The sequence below is a fragment of the Methylophaga sp. UBA2689 genome, assembly GCA_002354555.1.
Taxonomy (GTDB): Bacteria; Pseudomonadota; Gammaproteobacteria; order Nitrosococcales; family Methylophagaceae; genus Methylophaga.
In genome coordinates this window covers 18870-35124 of record DELT01000055.1, presented here as the reverse complement: position 1 = coordinate 35124, position 16255 = coordinate 18870, and the positions used below count along the sequence as shown (strand labels likewise).

13 protein-coding genes are annotated in these 16255 nt (G+C 42.7%); 6 read left to right on the top strand and 7 right to left on the bottom strand.

Features of this window, described 5'->3' with window-relative positions; all coding sequences use genetic code 11:
* Window positions 1-185: 185 nt before the first annotated feature.
* On the bottom strand, window positions 186-1973 hold the full coding sequence (locus B3M51_RS05775) for an ABCB family ABC transporter ATP-binding protein/permease (RefSeq protein ID WP_292757500.1): 1788 nt from the start codon (window positions 1971-1973) through the stop codon (window positions 186-188).
* A 361-nt stretch (window positions 1974-2334) separates the two neighbouring features.
* Between B3M51_RS05775 and B3M51_RS05770 the strand changes: the two genes are divergently transcribed.
* The 6 genes from B3M51_RS05770 (at window position 2335) to B3M51_RS05745 (ending at window position 9781) form a co-directional block, all read left to right on the top strand.
* Window positions 2335-3741 (top strand): TonB-dependent receptor, encoded by a 1407-nt coding sequence (locus B3M51_RS05770; RefSeq protein ID WP_292757498.1) that lies wholly within the window; start codon window positions 2335-2337, stop codon window positions 3739-3741.
* 286 nt (window positions 3742-4027) lie between these two features.
* Window positions 4028-4657, top strand: a complete 630-nt coding sequence (locus B3M51_RS05765) for a hypothetical protein (RefSeq protein WP_292757496.1) — start codon at window positions 4028-4030, stop codon at window positions 4655-4657.
* A gap of 180 nt (window positions 4658-4837) precedes the next feature.
* On the top strand, window positions 4838-5806 hold the full coding sequence (locus B3M51_RS05760; protein WP_292757494.1) for a sensor domain-containing diguanylate cyclase: 969 nt from the start codon (window positions 4838-4840) through the stop codon (window positions 5804-5806).
* A 319-nt stretch (window positions 5807-6125) separates the two neighbouring features.
* On the top strand, window positions 6126-8216 hold the full coding sequence (locus B3M51_RS05755; protein ID WP_292757492.1) for an EAL domain-containing protein: 2091 nt from the start codon (window positions 6126-6128) through the stop codon (window positions 8214-8216).
* A 345-nt stretch (window positions 8217-8561) separates the two neighbouring features.
* Entirely contained in the window at window positions 8562-9305 is a 744-nt protein-coding gene (locus B3M51_RS05750) for a dienelactone hydrolase family protein (RefSeq protein WP_292757490.1), read from the top strand.
* A gap of 140 nt (window positions 9306-9445) precedes the next feature.
* Window positions 9446-9781, top strand: coding sequence for a hypothetical protein (locus B3M51_RS05745; protein ID WP_292483648.1), 336 nt, complete (start codon window positions 9446-9448; stop codon window positions 9779-9781).
* A gap of 88 nt (window positions 9782-9869) precedes the next feature.
* Here the strand turns inward: B3M51_RS05745 and B3M51_RS05740 are convergent, their stop codons facing one another.
* Genes B3M51_RS05740 through B3M51_RS05715 form a run of 6 tightly spaced genes read right to left on the bottom strand, consistent with a single transcriptional unit; the run spans window position 9870 to window position 16254 of the window.
* On the bottom strand, window positions 9870-10820 hold the full coding sequence (locus B3M51_RS05740) for a hypothetical protein (RefSeq protein WP_292757488.1): 951 nt from the start codon (window positions 10818-10820) through the stop codon (window positions 9870-9872).
* The gene (locus tag B3M51_RS05735; protein WP_292757486.1) at window positions 10817-11887 is read right to left on the bottom strand and encodes a VWA domain-containing protein; all 1071 of its coding nucleotides are present in this window, start codon (window positions 11885-11887) and stop codon (window positions 10817-10819) included. Before B3M51_RS05735 ends, B3M51_RS05740 begins: the two co-directional genes overlap by 4 nt.
* Window positions 11888-11893: 6 nt before the next feature.
* A complete protein-coding gene (locus tag B3M51_RS05730) occupies window positions 11894-12682 on the bottom strand; it encodes a MotA/TolQ/ExbB proton channel family protein (RefSeq protein WP_292757484.1) in 789 nt (262 codons plus the stop codon).
* 2 nt (window positions 12683-12684) lie between these two features.
* Window positions 12685-12825 carry a hypothetical protein gene (locus B3M51_RS05725; protein WP_292757482.1) on the bottom strand — a complete coding sequence of 47 codons (141 nt, stop codon included), beginning with the start codon at window positions 12823-12825 and terminating at the stop codon, window positions 12685-12687.
* On the bottom strand, window positions 12825-14831 hold the full coding sequence (locus B3M51_RS05720) for a PEGA domain-containing protein (RefSeq protein ID WP_292757480.1): 2007 nt from the start codon (window positions 14829-14831) through the stop codon (window positions 12825-12827). The genes B3M51_RS05725 and B3M51_RS05720 overlap by 1 nt, the downstream gene beginning before the upstream one ends.
* On the bottom strand, window positions 14818-16254 hold the full coding sequence (locus B3M51_RS05715; protein ID WP_292757478.1) for a hypothetical protein: 1437 nt from the start codon (window positions 16252-16254) through the stop codon (window positions 14818-14820). The genes B3M51_RS05720 and B3M51_RS05715 overlap by 14 nt, the downstream gene beginning before the upstream one ends.
* Window position 16255: the final 1 nt, after the last annotated feature.

Genomic DNA, 16255 nt, shown 5'->3' with positions numbered 1-16255 from the left:
GGACTGGTTTTACAGAGATACAGGCTTTTTTCGTTATTTGGGGTTAGATGAGCATTAACAAGGCTGGTTTCTGAGAAGGTTTAGTATCTTGATCCTGCCGGATGACATGACAATTTAAAGTTCGCGCCCAGAGGTGCTAAGCAAACCCTTGTTTCTAATAGGTTAAAGTCACTATTCGAAATGGGTCATGTCTTTTGTTGTTGCAACCGCCAAAGCTTAGCGTAGACCTCACCCAGCTTTAATAAAGATTCATGGGTTCCTTGCTCAACGATTTGTCCATGTTGCATGACCACAATCACATCGGCATCCACTACCGTAGACAGACGATGAGCAATCACAAGGCTGGTCTGGCCTTTTGAAATGTCGCGAATGGCATCCTGAATAATGCGTTCTGAATGACTGTCCAGCGAGGATGTTGCTTCATCAAACATCAATATTGGGGGACGTTTTAAAATTGTACGGGCAATGGCAACACGTTGTTTTTCACCGCCACTAAGCTTTAAGCCTCGCTCACCGACCAGCGTATTTAAACCGTCTGGTAATTCAGTAATAAAGTCTTTTAGATGGGCCAGTTTTATAGCTTGCTCTACTTCGGCATCGGTGGCGTCAATACGGCCATAACGAACATTCTCACCCAACGTGGTATTAAACAAGACCGTATCCTGCGGCACGATACCGATAGCTTGTCGCAGTGAGGCTTGTGTGACATCACGAATATCCTGACCATCAATACGAATACTACCGCCTTGAATATCGTAGAAGCGAAATAACAACTTAATTAAGGTGGATTTACCTGCACCACTGCTGCCAACTACTGCAACTTTTTGTTTCGGTAACACTTTAAAACTGAAGTCATTAAGAATCGGCAAACGATCGTTGTAACCAAAACTCACTGCATCAAATTCAATGGCGCCATCGGAAATAACTAAAGGCTTTGCATCTGGTTTATCGTTAATCTGTGGTGATTTATCTAATAAACCAAACATCCGTTCAATATTAGTCATTGAACTTTTCAACTCGCGGTAAACAAAGCCTAAAAATCCTAAAGGGATAAATAATTGCATAGTAAAAGCGTTGATTAGGACAAAATCACCCAACGTGATTTGCCCTGCAATAACCTGGGACGCTGCCAGGACAGTCATCGCGGTCATTGCACAAGCAATAACCAGTGCCTGACCACCATTGAGTAAAAATAACGACAAGCGATTTTTACGGCGGGCTAGCTCCCATTTCGCCAGTTCGTCATCATAACGATTGGCTTCAAATGCTTCGTTACCAAAAAATTTGACGGTTTCATAATTCAACAGGCTATCAATCGCCCGTGTGTTACTGGTTGAGTCAGCCTGATTCGCTTCACGCACAAATGCCAACCGCCAATTGGTTATGACGACTGAAAAAGTCACATAACTAATCACTGCCAACAAGGTAATCCACGCAAAACCAACGTGATAATTAAGCAGTAAAATACCAATAACCAACGCCATTTCCAGCGCTGTCGGCACGATATTGAAAACCAGAACTCGAAGTAAAAACCCCACCCCGGTGACGCCACGCTCTATATCGCGAGACAAACCACCGGTGCGACGATTCAAGTGAAAATCGAGTTCCAATGCGTGGAGATGCTGAAACACTTTAAGGCCAACACGACGCATGGCTCGTTCAGTCACTCGACCAAACACCGTGTCACGGAGCTCATTGAATAATGTCGTGGAAAGACGGGCTAAACCGTAAGCTAATAATAAGCCTAATGGCAACGCCAACACCTTATCCGGCAGTTGATTACTGTCGAGGCCATCCACGATATATTTCAGAATAAATGGCACCACAATAGTCGCCAGCTTGGCGGCAACAAGGCTCATCATGGCGATGACAATTCTGCCGCGATATTCGTTGAGGTATGGCCATAGCGATTTCAGAGTTTTCCAGCTTAGCTTTGCCGGTTCTGCGTCTGCAGGTGGAGGCATCGAACGCATTAGGCATCCTTATTATTGGCTTAAGTGTATGAAACACTCATGATGAATTGATAACGACAATAGTATCGTCTTTGACCGTGCATATGACCTTTATCAACCAGCATCTATCCCCAATAAAACTCAGAAGATGTGCAACATGGTTAAATTAATTTCTTTCAGATGATGCCTTTACCGGTCGATAAGCCCTACTCGAGCATCATCAGTTTATTTCGCTTTGCATATCATCCCAACCGACCAAATTGCTTCACATTTCAAGTTCACGATCAAAGCCGTTACAATCAAACTACCGTTAAATGCAGTTGTCAGCCTTGTGGCTCAGCGATATAAATCAATACGAAAAAAAACAATCAGTAGGGATTCTATGGAAAACAAAACCTTATCTACTGGCGCAAAGGCGCTTGAAGTAAACCTTGATGCCCTTCGTTATGGTTCCTTTGCTGAAATTGGGGCCGGTCAGGAGGTTGTTCGCTGGTTCTTTCGAGTCGGTGGTGCCGCGGGCACGATTGCCAAAAGCATCTCTGCTTATGATATGAAAATCAGTGATGATATTTATGGTAAAGCCGCTCGATATGTATCGCGTGAGCGTTTGGAGGACATGCTTGAGCTTGAATATGACCTAAACGTTGAGTGTTTAAAAGAACGCAGTGATAACACAGCTTTTTTTGCCTTTGCCAACACTGTTTCTGCTCGTAATTATCATGGCACCAATGAATGTCATGGCTGGTTAGGGATACGCTTTCAGACTGAACCACATGCTGCACCGAGTGAAATCATTGTTCATGTCAGAATGCTGGATCATGAAAACTCACTACAGCAGGAAGCCTTGGGCATTATCGGTGTTAACTTGATTTATGGTGCATTTCATCTAAGCCACAGCCCGGATATGCTGGTTAAATCACTGCTGGATAATTTGACTGTGGATCGTATTGAAGTCGATATGATCGACTTCCATGGTGATGCATTTATGCATGTTGATAACCGTGTTATCAGTTTACGTTTAGTACAGCTCGGTTTAAGTGATGCGGCCATGTTTTCAGCAGACGGCAAAGTGCTGCAACCATCTGAACACTTGCGTAAAAAGAACATCCTGGTTGAAAGAGGCCGTTTCCGCCCTGTCACTCACGTCAATATTGATATGTTGAATGCGGCCAGGAAGCAGTTTGAAGCCGAGGATAATTCTGACCCGCAAGAAACCCTCTCCATTATGGAAATCACCATGCACAATCTGCGCGATGATAATGATAGTGTCGATCTGGAAGACTTTATCAGTCGTATCGAGGTGCTAGAAGCTACAGGGCACACCGTGATGATTTCTGATTATCCTGAATATTACCGACTAGCCACTTATTTATCACGTTACACCAATCGTCGAATTGGTATGACCATGGGCGCTCATAGTTTGATTGAGTTATTCAATGACCAGTATTACAGTGCGTTGCATGGCGGTATTCTGGAAGGCTTTGGCAGACTGTTTAAGAATAACGTCAAACTCTATATCTATCCTTTCAAAGACGCTGCAACCAATACCCTGTTCAAGGTAGAAAATCTCAATGTGGATCCGAAACAAAAGTATCTATATGAATACCTGAAACAAGCTGATCACATTCAGCAGATTGAAGCGTTCAACGAAGATTATCTGCATATCTTCTCACCCGATGTATTAAAAAAGATCACCAGCAACGAGAACGGTTGGGAAAATTTAGTTCCAGAGGTAGTTGCCGAGAAAATTAAAGCGCAGCAGTTGTTTGGATATAAACCTGCAGATTAATTGGAAATACTATAACCGTGGTTGCCTGGGTTGAAGAATCAAACTCAACAGTTATCAAATTACATAAAATTAATAAGCTGTTATTTTTGTAGGTTGGGCTGAGGCACGAAGCCCAACAGTTATGGTATTTCATCTGCTGGGCATCATAAATTCAGCCCCACCTACATTTAATTTTTCACAAGTGTTGTGATTGATGCAATAACGACGTATTGATTTTGCGTCTTAATGCTTTAACGGTATCCTTTGCTTCATTAAATATGATTTATAAACAAGGATAACTTATTCAATGAACAAACTAATCGGGCTGTTCGCCTTAATTCTATCTATTACGCTAACTGGCTGTGATTATGATGAGTTTCAGGGTAGATTTGTGGGGCCGGAAGGTAATGTCAGTTATGAGTTCAATACTGATGGAACGCTTGAGATTCATCAGGGGGAAGATGTCACTACTGCCGAGTACGAATATGATAGTGGCGAACAATTGATTAAGCTGAAAGCCGAAGACGATTTACCTACTGATACCCTTACCGTTAAAGATGAAGATCATCTGCAAATTGCTGATATGACACTGACTCGTGGTGTCGATTATGCGATGCTTGCAGACACGACCTGGATCGGACAGCAGGGTCAATATAGCTTTGCTTTAACGTTCACCATGACCGACAAGGGCATGGAAACGGTTTCCGAACTGGTGACTTATCACGATGACGATATGACCTATCTTTCTCAGACAGATGACAGCATTACGCGCCTTCGTGGCAATATGTTGTTACTTGATCTGACCCCCTATACAGTTTCCGAAGTTACACGGGACAGTTTCAAAATCACCATTGGTGAAAACAGTATGATTCTGGAAAAACACCCAAAAGACACTGACATCACGATTAGGGATGGTTACCAACCAGAAGATGCATAGCCTTGATTACTAACCTTATCCATATTCGCTGAATAACGTTTTAATTTAAAACTGATTGTTCTTCAGCTTGAATCTATATTTGTGTGATCTTGTTGCTTGATTTGAATGGGCAAGAGCAATAAGGTTGCCTTCTGCTAGTGACTCTCACAAAGTACATTCTTAGGAGACAGCAAGAAAATAATGATTTCACCAACAATTCCCGAAGATGAAAAACAAAGACTTGAAAAGCTTAGAGCGCTTAAAATTCTGGATTCGGCACCTGAAGAACGATTTGACCGACTGACCCGCATGGCCAAACGTATGTTTGGGGTAGATATCTCAGTATTGAGCTTGATTGATGATGGGCGTCAATGGTTTAAATCCAAAGCTTCAGAAAACGAACTTCCAGATGAGACAACGAGAGAAATTTCCTTTTGTGGCCATGCAATATTAGGTGATGACGTATTTGTTATCGAAGATGCTCTGGAGGATTACCGATTCAAAGATAATCCTTTGGTCACAGAGCATCCTAATATCCGTTTTTATGCTGGTTATCCATTAAAAGTAAATAACGGCAGCGCCCTTGGCACACTATGCATCATTGATGATAAACCAAGAGAATTTGATCCCGAAGATTTGCAATTACTGAGAGATCTAGGGGTAATGGCCGAACAGGAAATTGCAGCATTACAATTAGCAACCTTGGATGATCTAACTTTAATCTCAAATCGCAGAGGTTTTACTGAGCTGGCTAAACACAGCTTGAATGTTTGCCGACGTAAAGGGCTTTCAGCTTCTATCCTGTTATTTGATTTAAATAAGTTTAAACCCATAAATGATAAATTTGGTCACGCTGAGGGCGACAGAGCGCTAATCGTATTTGCAAATATTTTACGGAAAGTTTTCCGTGAATCTGATGTATTCGGCCGTCTTGGTGGTGATGAGTTTGCCGTGTTAATGATGGATGTCGATGCTGAAAATACTCAACGGGTTATTCAACGCTTTAATAGTGAAGTAAAGACCTATAATCAGGAAGCAGCTCGGGGATATGATATTGAATACAGTGTGGGTTTTGTAAACAGCCTGATAGAAAACAATATCGATGTTAACGATCTTTTAGCTGCTGCAGATAAAGAAATGTATGCCGAAAAAGGTAATAAGGTTCGTTAATAATCACACAGATATTGAGTTTTTAAATTTGCTAAAAAATCAATTAATGTTGCTTTTAAAATATAGTTAATTTCGCGCTTAAAGTAGAAGCAATCTGCTTGGGTAAATAGATAAGATTTGGCATAATTTGGCTTTTATGCGAATCATTGAGCCCCTCCTTTAATATTTTTTTCTGGCAAGTGTCACATAAAATTGAATGCCGAACTGATTATATGTAAATATGCTGGAATAATTAGAACATCAGGTTAATGTTAATGGTCGTCGCTTTTGAGAAATTCATACAACCAAACCTGATAATTCTGGAAAAAAGGAGCAGGGATTGAAAGCACGTTTGCTTTTATGGATGATAGCAACGAGAAACAGCTTTGTTGCACTTTTGCCGCTCACTTTTCTTCGCGTTATTGCCGAACTTATACTGAACTTCCCCTGGCTTTATTATCAACAGTCAATGGACCATTGGCTGGGTTCAGACTGGCGTGAACCATTAAGACAAATCATCGATAATTCGTTTACATTATTTGGTTTGTTACTGGCAGCTATCGTCTCTGCCCAGCTTGTTTTTCGTCTTCCAAGCTTAACCAAGCAGCGTCAAATTGCTCCCCCGTTGATGGTGGCGCTCAGTGCTGTTATAAACTATCTTATCATTACCGTTTCATTACCAAATGTCTCACCCGTTGAATTCAGTGCTGAGATTATTATTATAGGTATTGTCATCGGATTATTCTCTGCAGAACTAATGCTTTGGGCAGCAAAACAATCTTATCTTGATTGGTTAAACCTGCCCGTTGACAGTGATACTACCTTTTATCATGCCATGCGCTTAAGCCCTTCTATTATTCTGAATGGACTTGTCTTTTTTAGCATCGGCATGCTGTTGTCCTCCACACCCGAATTTCCTGAGGTTACCCGTTGGATTATCGATTGGGCACAATCCGATGGAAATGGCACATGGATTTTAAGTACCTTTGTGGTCCTGGTAAACCAATTATTCTGGTTTATTGGGCTTCATGGCAGTGTTTTTTTGCAAGGAGCTGCTGATGGTGCATTATTCGCGGCTTCGACCGTTGCCGGATTTGAATCCAATCTGGCATTACCAACCATGCTCAGTAATTTTGTGCTGATTGGCGGTTCAGGAGCAACGTTGGGATTATTAATAGCCATTTTTATCGTAACGCGGCGAGGTTCACAGAATAAAATCGCAAAAATTTCGATTATCCCTTCCCTGTTCAATATTAACGATATATTGATCTATGGTCTGCCAATTGTTTTCAACCCGTTTTACCTGATCCCATTTGTACTTATTCCATTGCTGCTGATGTTGATTTCTTTACTGGCATTACAGTTTGGTTTTATTACTATTTATGAAACTGCCGTCGTCAGCTGGACAACACCTCCTTTACTCTCTGGCTGGTTACTTACCGAATCGTGGCGTGGGGTGGCCTTGCAAATCCTGTTAATCGCACTCAGCACTGTGTGTTATATCCCCTTTGTCAGGAAAGCCGAAGAAAAACGTCACCAACATGCCATGGAAGCATTCCAACTGACCACCGATACGATTATCAAGGTAGGAAACACTAAACAAAAAATTGTCACCCGACAGGATAAAGTTGGCATGATTGCCCGGGATCTTGCTGTTGATATGCAAAATGCTATTAGACAGAACTCGCTGACACTGGTCTATCAACCCAAGCATGATCGTCAGGGTCACATCGTTGGTGTTGAAGCCCTGCTTCGCTGGACGCATCCCAGATATGGCTTTATCTCTCCGATTGTAATCATCGCCGTCGCTGAAGACAGTGAATTGATACATCACCTGGGCAGATGGGTAATCAAACAGGCTTGTGCCTGCAAAGCTCGCTGGAATACCGCAGGATATAAAGCATTAACTGTCGCGGTAAATATTTCTCCACTTCAGTTAACAGATAAAGATTTACCTTTTTATATTACGAAATATATTAATGATTACGGTATAGAGGCAGAAGAACTTGAATTGGAAATTACCGAATCTTCTGAAATTCCAGATACCAATCTGACAGATTTGATTTTGCAACAGCTGGTCGAAACCGGTGTGCATCTGGCAATGGATGATTTCGGTATGGGCTATTCATCATTGTTATATATGCGACGCTTTCAGGTGAATGCCATAAAAATTGATGGATCAATTACGCGGGACGTTTTGGTCAATGACACTAATGCAGATATTGTCAGGACAATATGTTCACTGGGAAAAGCACAAAAAGTGCATGTAGTGGCAGAATACGTTGAAACCAAAGAACAACGCGAAGTGCTGTCTGAAATGGGTTGCGATATTTTTCAAGGTTATTATCACAGCCCACCAATAGCAGAAACTGATTGTCAGGATTACTTCCAATTGCACAATGGCTTAGTGCAGGGAAAGCTTTCAATTTAATTGTTTGAGATTCATTAGTTAGATCTAATAATCGTACATTAAACTTCCATAAGCTTTGATTTTTCAATAGATTATTAATTATTGCAAAATACTTTATAGCCATCTGGGTACTTTTAACAACCTTATCAATAAAGTTTATTTTTATATTCACCAGTAAACTTTTGAATACTACTTCCCATTTGGAACCATCGAAGAGTAAACTCTCTGCCGTTATAAAATCATCAATATTTAATACGTTTTTTAATCAACGTTTAAATCCGAGCCCGATTAATCAGGCCTCTGGAATTCCATCACTCGTTGTACAATAACGGTATTATTTTTCCATCCAACTTCAAGGGAGCTTTCATGAAGATTCAAAGCCATTTTGCCGATCTTGATACACCCACCGGTGTGATGCGTACCTATATTCATCGACCTGTTGGCGAAGGCAGCTACCCTGTCATTTTGTTTTATTCAGAGATTTTCCAACAAACCGGTCCAATTGAGCGTGCTGCCAGACTAATGGCCAGTCATGGTTATGCCGTATTAGTCCCCGAAGTATTTCATGAGCTGAATCCGATTGGTACGGTCCTAGGCTATGACGATGCTGGTCGTGATAAAGGCAATGCCGATAAAGAAAACAAAGATGTGCAGGGCTATGACACGGATAATGAAGCGTTAATCAAGTTTGCCAAGCAACAATCCTGGTGCAATGGGCAGTTCGGTGCAATGGGTTATTGCATTGGCGGACATCTGGCTTTCCGTGCAGCACTGCAACCTGAAGTGAGAGGCACTGCCTGTTTTTATGCTACCGATTTACATATTCAGAAAATCCCGAATAAGCCTGGTCAACACAGCATGGAACGTCTGGCAGATATCAAAGGCGAATTGTTGATGATCTGGGGCAAACAGGATAACCATGTTCCATCTGAAGGCCGTACTCTGATTTACAGCAAACTCAACGAAACTGACATTCCATTTACCTGGCATGAATTCAATGCCGAACATGCGTTTATGCGTGATGAAGGTGATGACGGTCGTTATGATGCTCAGACAGCACAGATTGGTTATCAACTGGCGTTGAATTTATTTAGCAGAACATTACGTTAAACGCGGCGTTACCACCCAGAGCATGGGAACGAAGTTAACGAAATTAATTAAATACATTTGGCTCCCATGTTCTGCGTGGGAGCCTCTTTAATCTGATTGCACGCACTCTGTGGAAATCACTCAACTGAGCTGTCCATATAATGAATAACACAGCTAAATCAGTCTATACCCTGTTCAACTGGAATATTCTGATCCTGCCAAGCGATGAAGAAATTTTTGTTGGGTTATGCAATCGGCCAGCAACTGTTCCGCCATTCGCACCACCCGATGCAGCCGATGATTTATTACCCTTTATCTTGCAAAACAGCAGTGCTATTACCGAATTCAATGATCAAACCGGCGTGGGATTTGATAGTGATGGCAGTCGTTATGTTTTGCTTGGTAAAGCTTCCGATCCGACAGGTATGATTCGTTTTAGTGTTGGGCAGATGATGAAGCCGGATGAGATTCGCTGGAAGTATGATTTTATTGATTAGATATGTGTTCACACGCTGGAGCGTGGCAACGAGGTATTACACATTCTGGCTCCGATTGTCCTCACCGGGGGAAACCGATAAACAGACCTCAAGGTGGTAAAGCGATATAAGTACCCTCATTACGTTTGGTCAACTCTCGCATCAATATGCTGAATCTGTCAGTGCTGTTAACGGATAAAAAGCCCACACCGTGAATTTTGGCTAATCGTCGCCCATCGCTGAGTTGCTTGTTCTGTTTGGTTAAACGGTCAATAACAGGGTCATATGATGATCCGGTGTAATCATCCCCAAATACGTAGATTGAAGTAGTGATATTGGGTTTGGCATATTTTCTCAACGCCATTTCCACGCCTTCCACCGGACTGCTGTTGGAGACTACTGACCAATTCTCAAACATTCTGATGGCACTGTTTCTTGTTGAGGGCGTATCCGGCATCCAACGGCCATCGTAGCCGGAAATCATCGATGTCCCCATATCATTTAATATCTGGAAGCCTTTTACTTCAGGGTGAATATTCAACACGTTCACCACTTCTCTGGATACCCGCGACCATATCTGTTTCATACTTCCGGACGTGTCGATAATAAACACCACATAATCGCTGTCGACCGGAATACCCCCGACTTCTTCGGAACGCTTATCAGCAGATTTCCTTGGCGTTGGCAAAGCTGCCTGCTTTAGGCGTGATTCCACCAGACTTAATCCAGAAATATTTTCTTCCAGTGCGGCATTTTTTTGCTGCAGTGCTTTGAGCTGATTTTCCAAAGAAGATTCAGCCTGAGCGATAGCCTGTTTTTCACCCGATAAGCCTTCTAACGTCGAAAGCTCCTGCTCAATTTGCTGACTGACTTCAGCCACCGAGTTTTCCAGACCAATCAACGAGGCCAGCAAACTGCTGACATCATCAGCACCGGCGGTAGAAACATCGACATCGGTTTTAGAGATCAAAATCAGCATTACCACTGCGCCAAACCCACAGGAAATCACGTCCAGAAAAGACAGACTGAATATATCGATCCCTTTTCTACGATGTTTCATGGCCAGTTACTCGCCGGACTGATCAGTAATCCACCGGTAGTGGCAGCCCAAATCCAGTATTGATTAACGGCATCAGGATCCCCTTCAAGTGGCAGCATAATGACATCCACCTGCACTCCCCGCTTCCCGCTTTCATTGATGGTTTGCTGAAACAGTTTTACCCGACATTCACCGGAAATCGTCTGGGCATCTCCGGTGAGCGAACTGCAACTGGAAAAAGGATTCAGGCTACGATATTGGGATTCACCTTTGGTCGGTAAACCGTCAGTAATCACGTAGAGGTTGGATGGCGAATACTGGTTTACGGTATTCAAGCCTTTTTGCAGGTTGGTTGCGCCTTCCGGAACAATGGAGTTCAAATCACTCATAATTGAAGCAGTCGTTTGTGATGCACTGGCTTTTTGCCAACCTTTGTTATTACCTAACACCTTGGCATCTTCGCTAAAAGCCACCACCACAACGTCACTGTTTTCCGGTGTTCGTGCCAGTAACCACTCAACAACATTTTTAGTGCGTTGCCATTTGGCGGAATTCTGCTTGTTTTGCTGGGAACTGCTTTTAGTGCGAATAATATCAATCAGTTTTTCATTGGTCATTGAAGCACTGGTATCAACCAGAATCGCTATTTTTGGACCTTCAACTTTTAGTCCTAACAGATAGTTTTCTTCATTAATGCGAGGAGATTCAACCAAATCCTGCTGTTGTTGTGGCACTTCGATGGAAGTAATACTGGATTTGAGCTCATCCAGTTCACTTTCAGATCGTTGAACCTGCTGACTCTGACTCGCCAGTGTCGACTGCTTGTCATCCAGTTGTTTTTTTAACTCTTGATAACGCGCATTTTCATTGCTTAGCTGTTCTCTTATTTGACCCAATGTAGTCTCAGCATCATCCCGCACCTGTTCAAGCTGACTGATGTCCTGTTTAAGGTTATCGATTTCAACCGGGGTTTCATCAATTTTCTGCTTGACCAGCATAAACACAAGGATAACCGCACCGAGGCCACAGGACATGATATCCAGGAATGCCAGACTGGAACCTTCAGTTTTTTTACGTCGATAGGCCATTTGCTGTTAGCGAATGCGTCTCAACAGATATTTGTCGCAATAGCTTTGGGTATCAACGATCTGACTATCCTGCATACGTTGCAGTTGATGGAACAAAAACATCAGAAAGATACTGATCAATAAGGCAACCAATGTCGAATTAAATGCCAGACCAAGACTATCAGTCATGCCGGAAATATCCCCAGCAAGTGCTTGATCAGCTTGTGAAAGCGCCTGACCAATACCACGTACTGTGCCGATAAAGCCGATAGAAGGAATGGCCCAGATCAAGTAACGGATCATGGAGTTTTCGGAATCCTGTTTGACGGCCAGCGCTTCCAGATTACTTTCAATAGCATCCGAGAGATTTTGTACATTATTAGTCGAACTGTAACGCCATAAGGATGCGCGTAAAGTCTGAACCAGTGGCGAGGAGATTAAATCCTGGGGAATCTCACTATCCAACCGTTGAATAATACGATTTACATCCAGTTCTTTATGCTCAGATTTATCATTTGGTGGTTCATTACTGTTGGTTGGATCTTCAATCAAATCGACGCTGTACAGGTATTTTGTTTTGAGAATCTCACGGTAAGAGCTGGCAATTAAAAAACAGCCCCAAAACATCAGAATAAAACAGATTTCCTGTTCGTAGTCTTTGATGATAACCACAATATTACGTGGTGAGGACTGTTGCTGTTGCAAGGCAAACTCAACCAGTTGTGCAGCTTCTGGCCGGATAAAGCCGATATAAATCATGTGTACCACAATGATCGATACGATTAAGGCAGCAAAGCTTTTCATCAAATCACTCATGTTCAGATATCCACTGGGAACGAAACGGGTGAGTTCAGACTGATAACGGATTTACCGCCTGCCCAGGCATTGTGAATCATCAACGATAAGACCACTAAAAGCATGATTGAAGCCCCAATCAGTAAGATTCTTTTTAATAGCATCACTCATTTCCTCCAGATAAAAATCGGCCGATTCTAAAGCCCAGAATATCGCGTCCCTGTTCTGCTCCATCACGGTAGGACGCTCTTAATTCACTGAGTGAACCTGAACGCCAGTTTGCGCCTTTTATCACCCGCATTGCTATGGTTGATCTATCAAGAATATGAGGATAAACGGTATCCAGTTTTGGCACTATTAGTGAATAACTGTCATGAGTCCATTCGCTGACATTGCCACCCAAATCGTAAAGCCCAGACTTTTCGCGGTCAAAGCTCTTCACTGGAGCAATTCCGGCATAACCATCATAAAATCTTGGCACATATAGCTTTACACTGCCTTTGGCAGATTCATCAGCAATATTCACGGCTTCTGTTGGGATGGTTTTATCATTGCCCCATACGAACAAAGTTTGCTCGGGTTTACCCGCTTTTCGAGCCAGCCATTCCCACTCAGCTTCCATTAATAATCGATAGCCATCGGCATTGTTATTAATTTGAATAAGCTGATTACCTTGCAGCTGGTAAACAGGTGTTAAGCCTTCCTGCTGGCTTAACCAGTTGCAGAATCTGACCGCTTCCAGCCAGCTCACATTGGTGATCGGTAATTGGGCATCGCCAGATTTGCTGCTATCAAACTGCTGGAATTCTGCATTAGTCACTTCATGTGTACCGGCATAAAACGGTCGGTTGAGTCGAACTTGTTTTAAAAACTCGTTGGCACGTTGCCCCGGCTCATCACGCCCTGCCCCCATTTTAATAATGTCGTTGGGGAAAAACAGCGCCATTTCACCACCGGCTTTGGTTTTATACACTCTTGGAGCTTCAGCCTTTTTGGCTTGGGCTTCGGGAATTAAAGTAACGGATATTTTTTGGGGTGCAGCAGCTGACGGAGTAATGCTTTTCGAGACCGTTCGATATCCTTGAAGGCTCAGCTGTACATCATGTGGAATGGCATTTAATTCCAGCTCAATTGGCGTATTCCCTACCGTTTTTCCATCAATTTTCACTTCAGCAGATGGTGTGGATAGAACTTCTACCTTGCCTATTTCTTCTTCCAAGGTGAGACCAATGGTTCTTTTTTCATTGGTATCCAACGTGAACGTTTCAGTTTTGGAGAAAAAACCCGGCTTGGAATAGTTCAATCGATTTTGTTTACCTGCTTCAACCGAAATGCGATGCTGATTATCGATCCGCAGCCCATTCAAAGTCAGTTGACCACCTGAGGGTTGAAGATTTAACAACACAGCCGCTGTTTCTGCAGACAAACGATAGTTTCTTTCTATTGTTGGGCTGGAATTTTTTATCTCGATAATTTCTTCGGTGGTTTCATATTTTTGCAATGTTAACTGCACATCATGAAAACCGCCTTGAAGTGGTATTGTGAGTGGTGTTTTGCCAACCTCAACAGCATCTACCGTTACCATTGCCCCGGTTGGCACCGAATTTACAACAAATTCACCTTGCAACGGTGGCAGCTCAACATCCTGAATGACTGTTTCACCACGACTGAGTGTGAGATCGATCGTCGTAGTTTGATAATGTGGATGCTGTGCAATGAGCTGATGCTCACCCGCAGGAAGTTCATATTCAAGGTGATTCGCTACTGCGATGATTTCATCGTCTATCAGCCATTGAGTGAGATTATCGTCAAGCGATGTGGACAATACAACCTGTGCCGGCAGCGGGGTTAATGTGACCGTAATGACTTTGCCTGTATCAGCTCGTTCAATGGTTTTGCTGTGAGGATAAAAGCCTTCCGCAGTCACCTGAATTTGGGTAGATTCGGCAAGCGAATAAACTGAATCCAAAATAACCATTGCCAGCCAGGACTCAGCATTAATTGATACATCAGAAGCATCATCCGGCTGAACTTCAACACGGGTACCACGTGATGCAAAGATCACCGTCACTATAATCAGGAAAACCAGCACAAATGATGTCAGTAACCACAGATACATTCGGTGTTGACGTTTACGGGCAAGTTCCAGTTGCTGATTAAATTGGCTCATCACACACCAGTGTCAAACTAAAACGGTTCACATCGTAAGGAATAGTGACTTCAACTAACTTTGACTTGTACCCCTTGCGTTTACCTTCAAAAGTATATTGGCCTGGTTTAAGCTGAATCACTTTTGAATCAACCTCACCAACATTGCCAACACCCCGCACCTGAATAAACGTTTGATTGTCGGAACGAACTTCAACAGGAACCGTCTGGTTCACTGCAGTTAATACTGTTTCCAGTTCACGGCTTTTACGGGTCAGCGAGAGGCTTTGATTACGATATGCTGCAGCAGCATTTATGGCAGCACGCGCCTGTGCTGCCAGTTGGTTGTTTGACAGTCGATAAGGCGATTCCAAATAGTCATCAATCTGTTTATTCAGTGACAATATATTGTTGGCCATGGCCAGTTTTTCTGTGGCTGATTTGTTATTGGGGTTTTCCTTAACCACCTGCTCAAGATTGGTTTTTACAGCTTGCCAGTTGTCTTTGGACTCGGCCTGGGCGGCGATGGTCAGACCCGACTGAATCCGCTGGTTTTTTTCATATTGTTGTATCGCTGTATTTACATCACTAAGCTCGGAGCGATTGGAGTAGATATTTCGGGCCTGACTCAATGCTGATTTGGCGGCTTCAATGCGACCGTCATCAATTGCAGCATAGGATTGGGAGATAAGCGATTGAAATTTTTGATTATTGAGTGTGGTTTGCAACGCCTGAGCACGTTGCTTCAACGCTTCTCTTTCTGGCGTTAGCGTTAATAACTGATTGATTAATGTCAGCTCGGTCTGGCGATTATTTTCGACTTTAGCGACTTCAATTTGCTCAACTAAAGCTGCAATCTCCGGTAATAGCTCAATTCTTTCTGCTAATTCCGAAGCCTGATTAGAGCTACTATCCAACATCAATGCTTTGGAAATCGCGGCTTTAGCCTGCTCATACTGATTGTTATCAAAAGCCTGTTGAGCAGTTTGCATTGCCGATTCAAATTGATTCTGGCTATCTGCGATAGTTGTTTCAGCCAGTTTAATCAGAGCTTCTAAAGTCGCATTAGCCTGAGCATATTTAGCTTCACCAAACTGTTTTATTGCAGCACTTTCATTTGCATTTAAACGGTCGGCCAGCGGTTTATCCCACGTGGGCAGATCGATCTTGTTTAACTCGGGTTTAATTGTATTTTCAAAATGTGCATAGGCATCGAGATATTGCTGACGCAAGGTTTCTTGGTCCTCGCTGACAGTTTCCTGTGATGAAATATCAACAATATCCATTGGCTGGTCAGTTTCGTCATTATTGAAACTGTTTTTGGGAGCTGATGCCCACAAGATTAACGCCACGCAAAACACGCTAAGCAAAATGATAATAAGCAATGTTTTGAAAAATAATTTTCGTTTAGCGAGTTTAGCCTCAGCGATTTTCTGATGGATCATG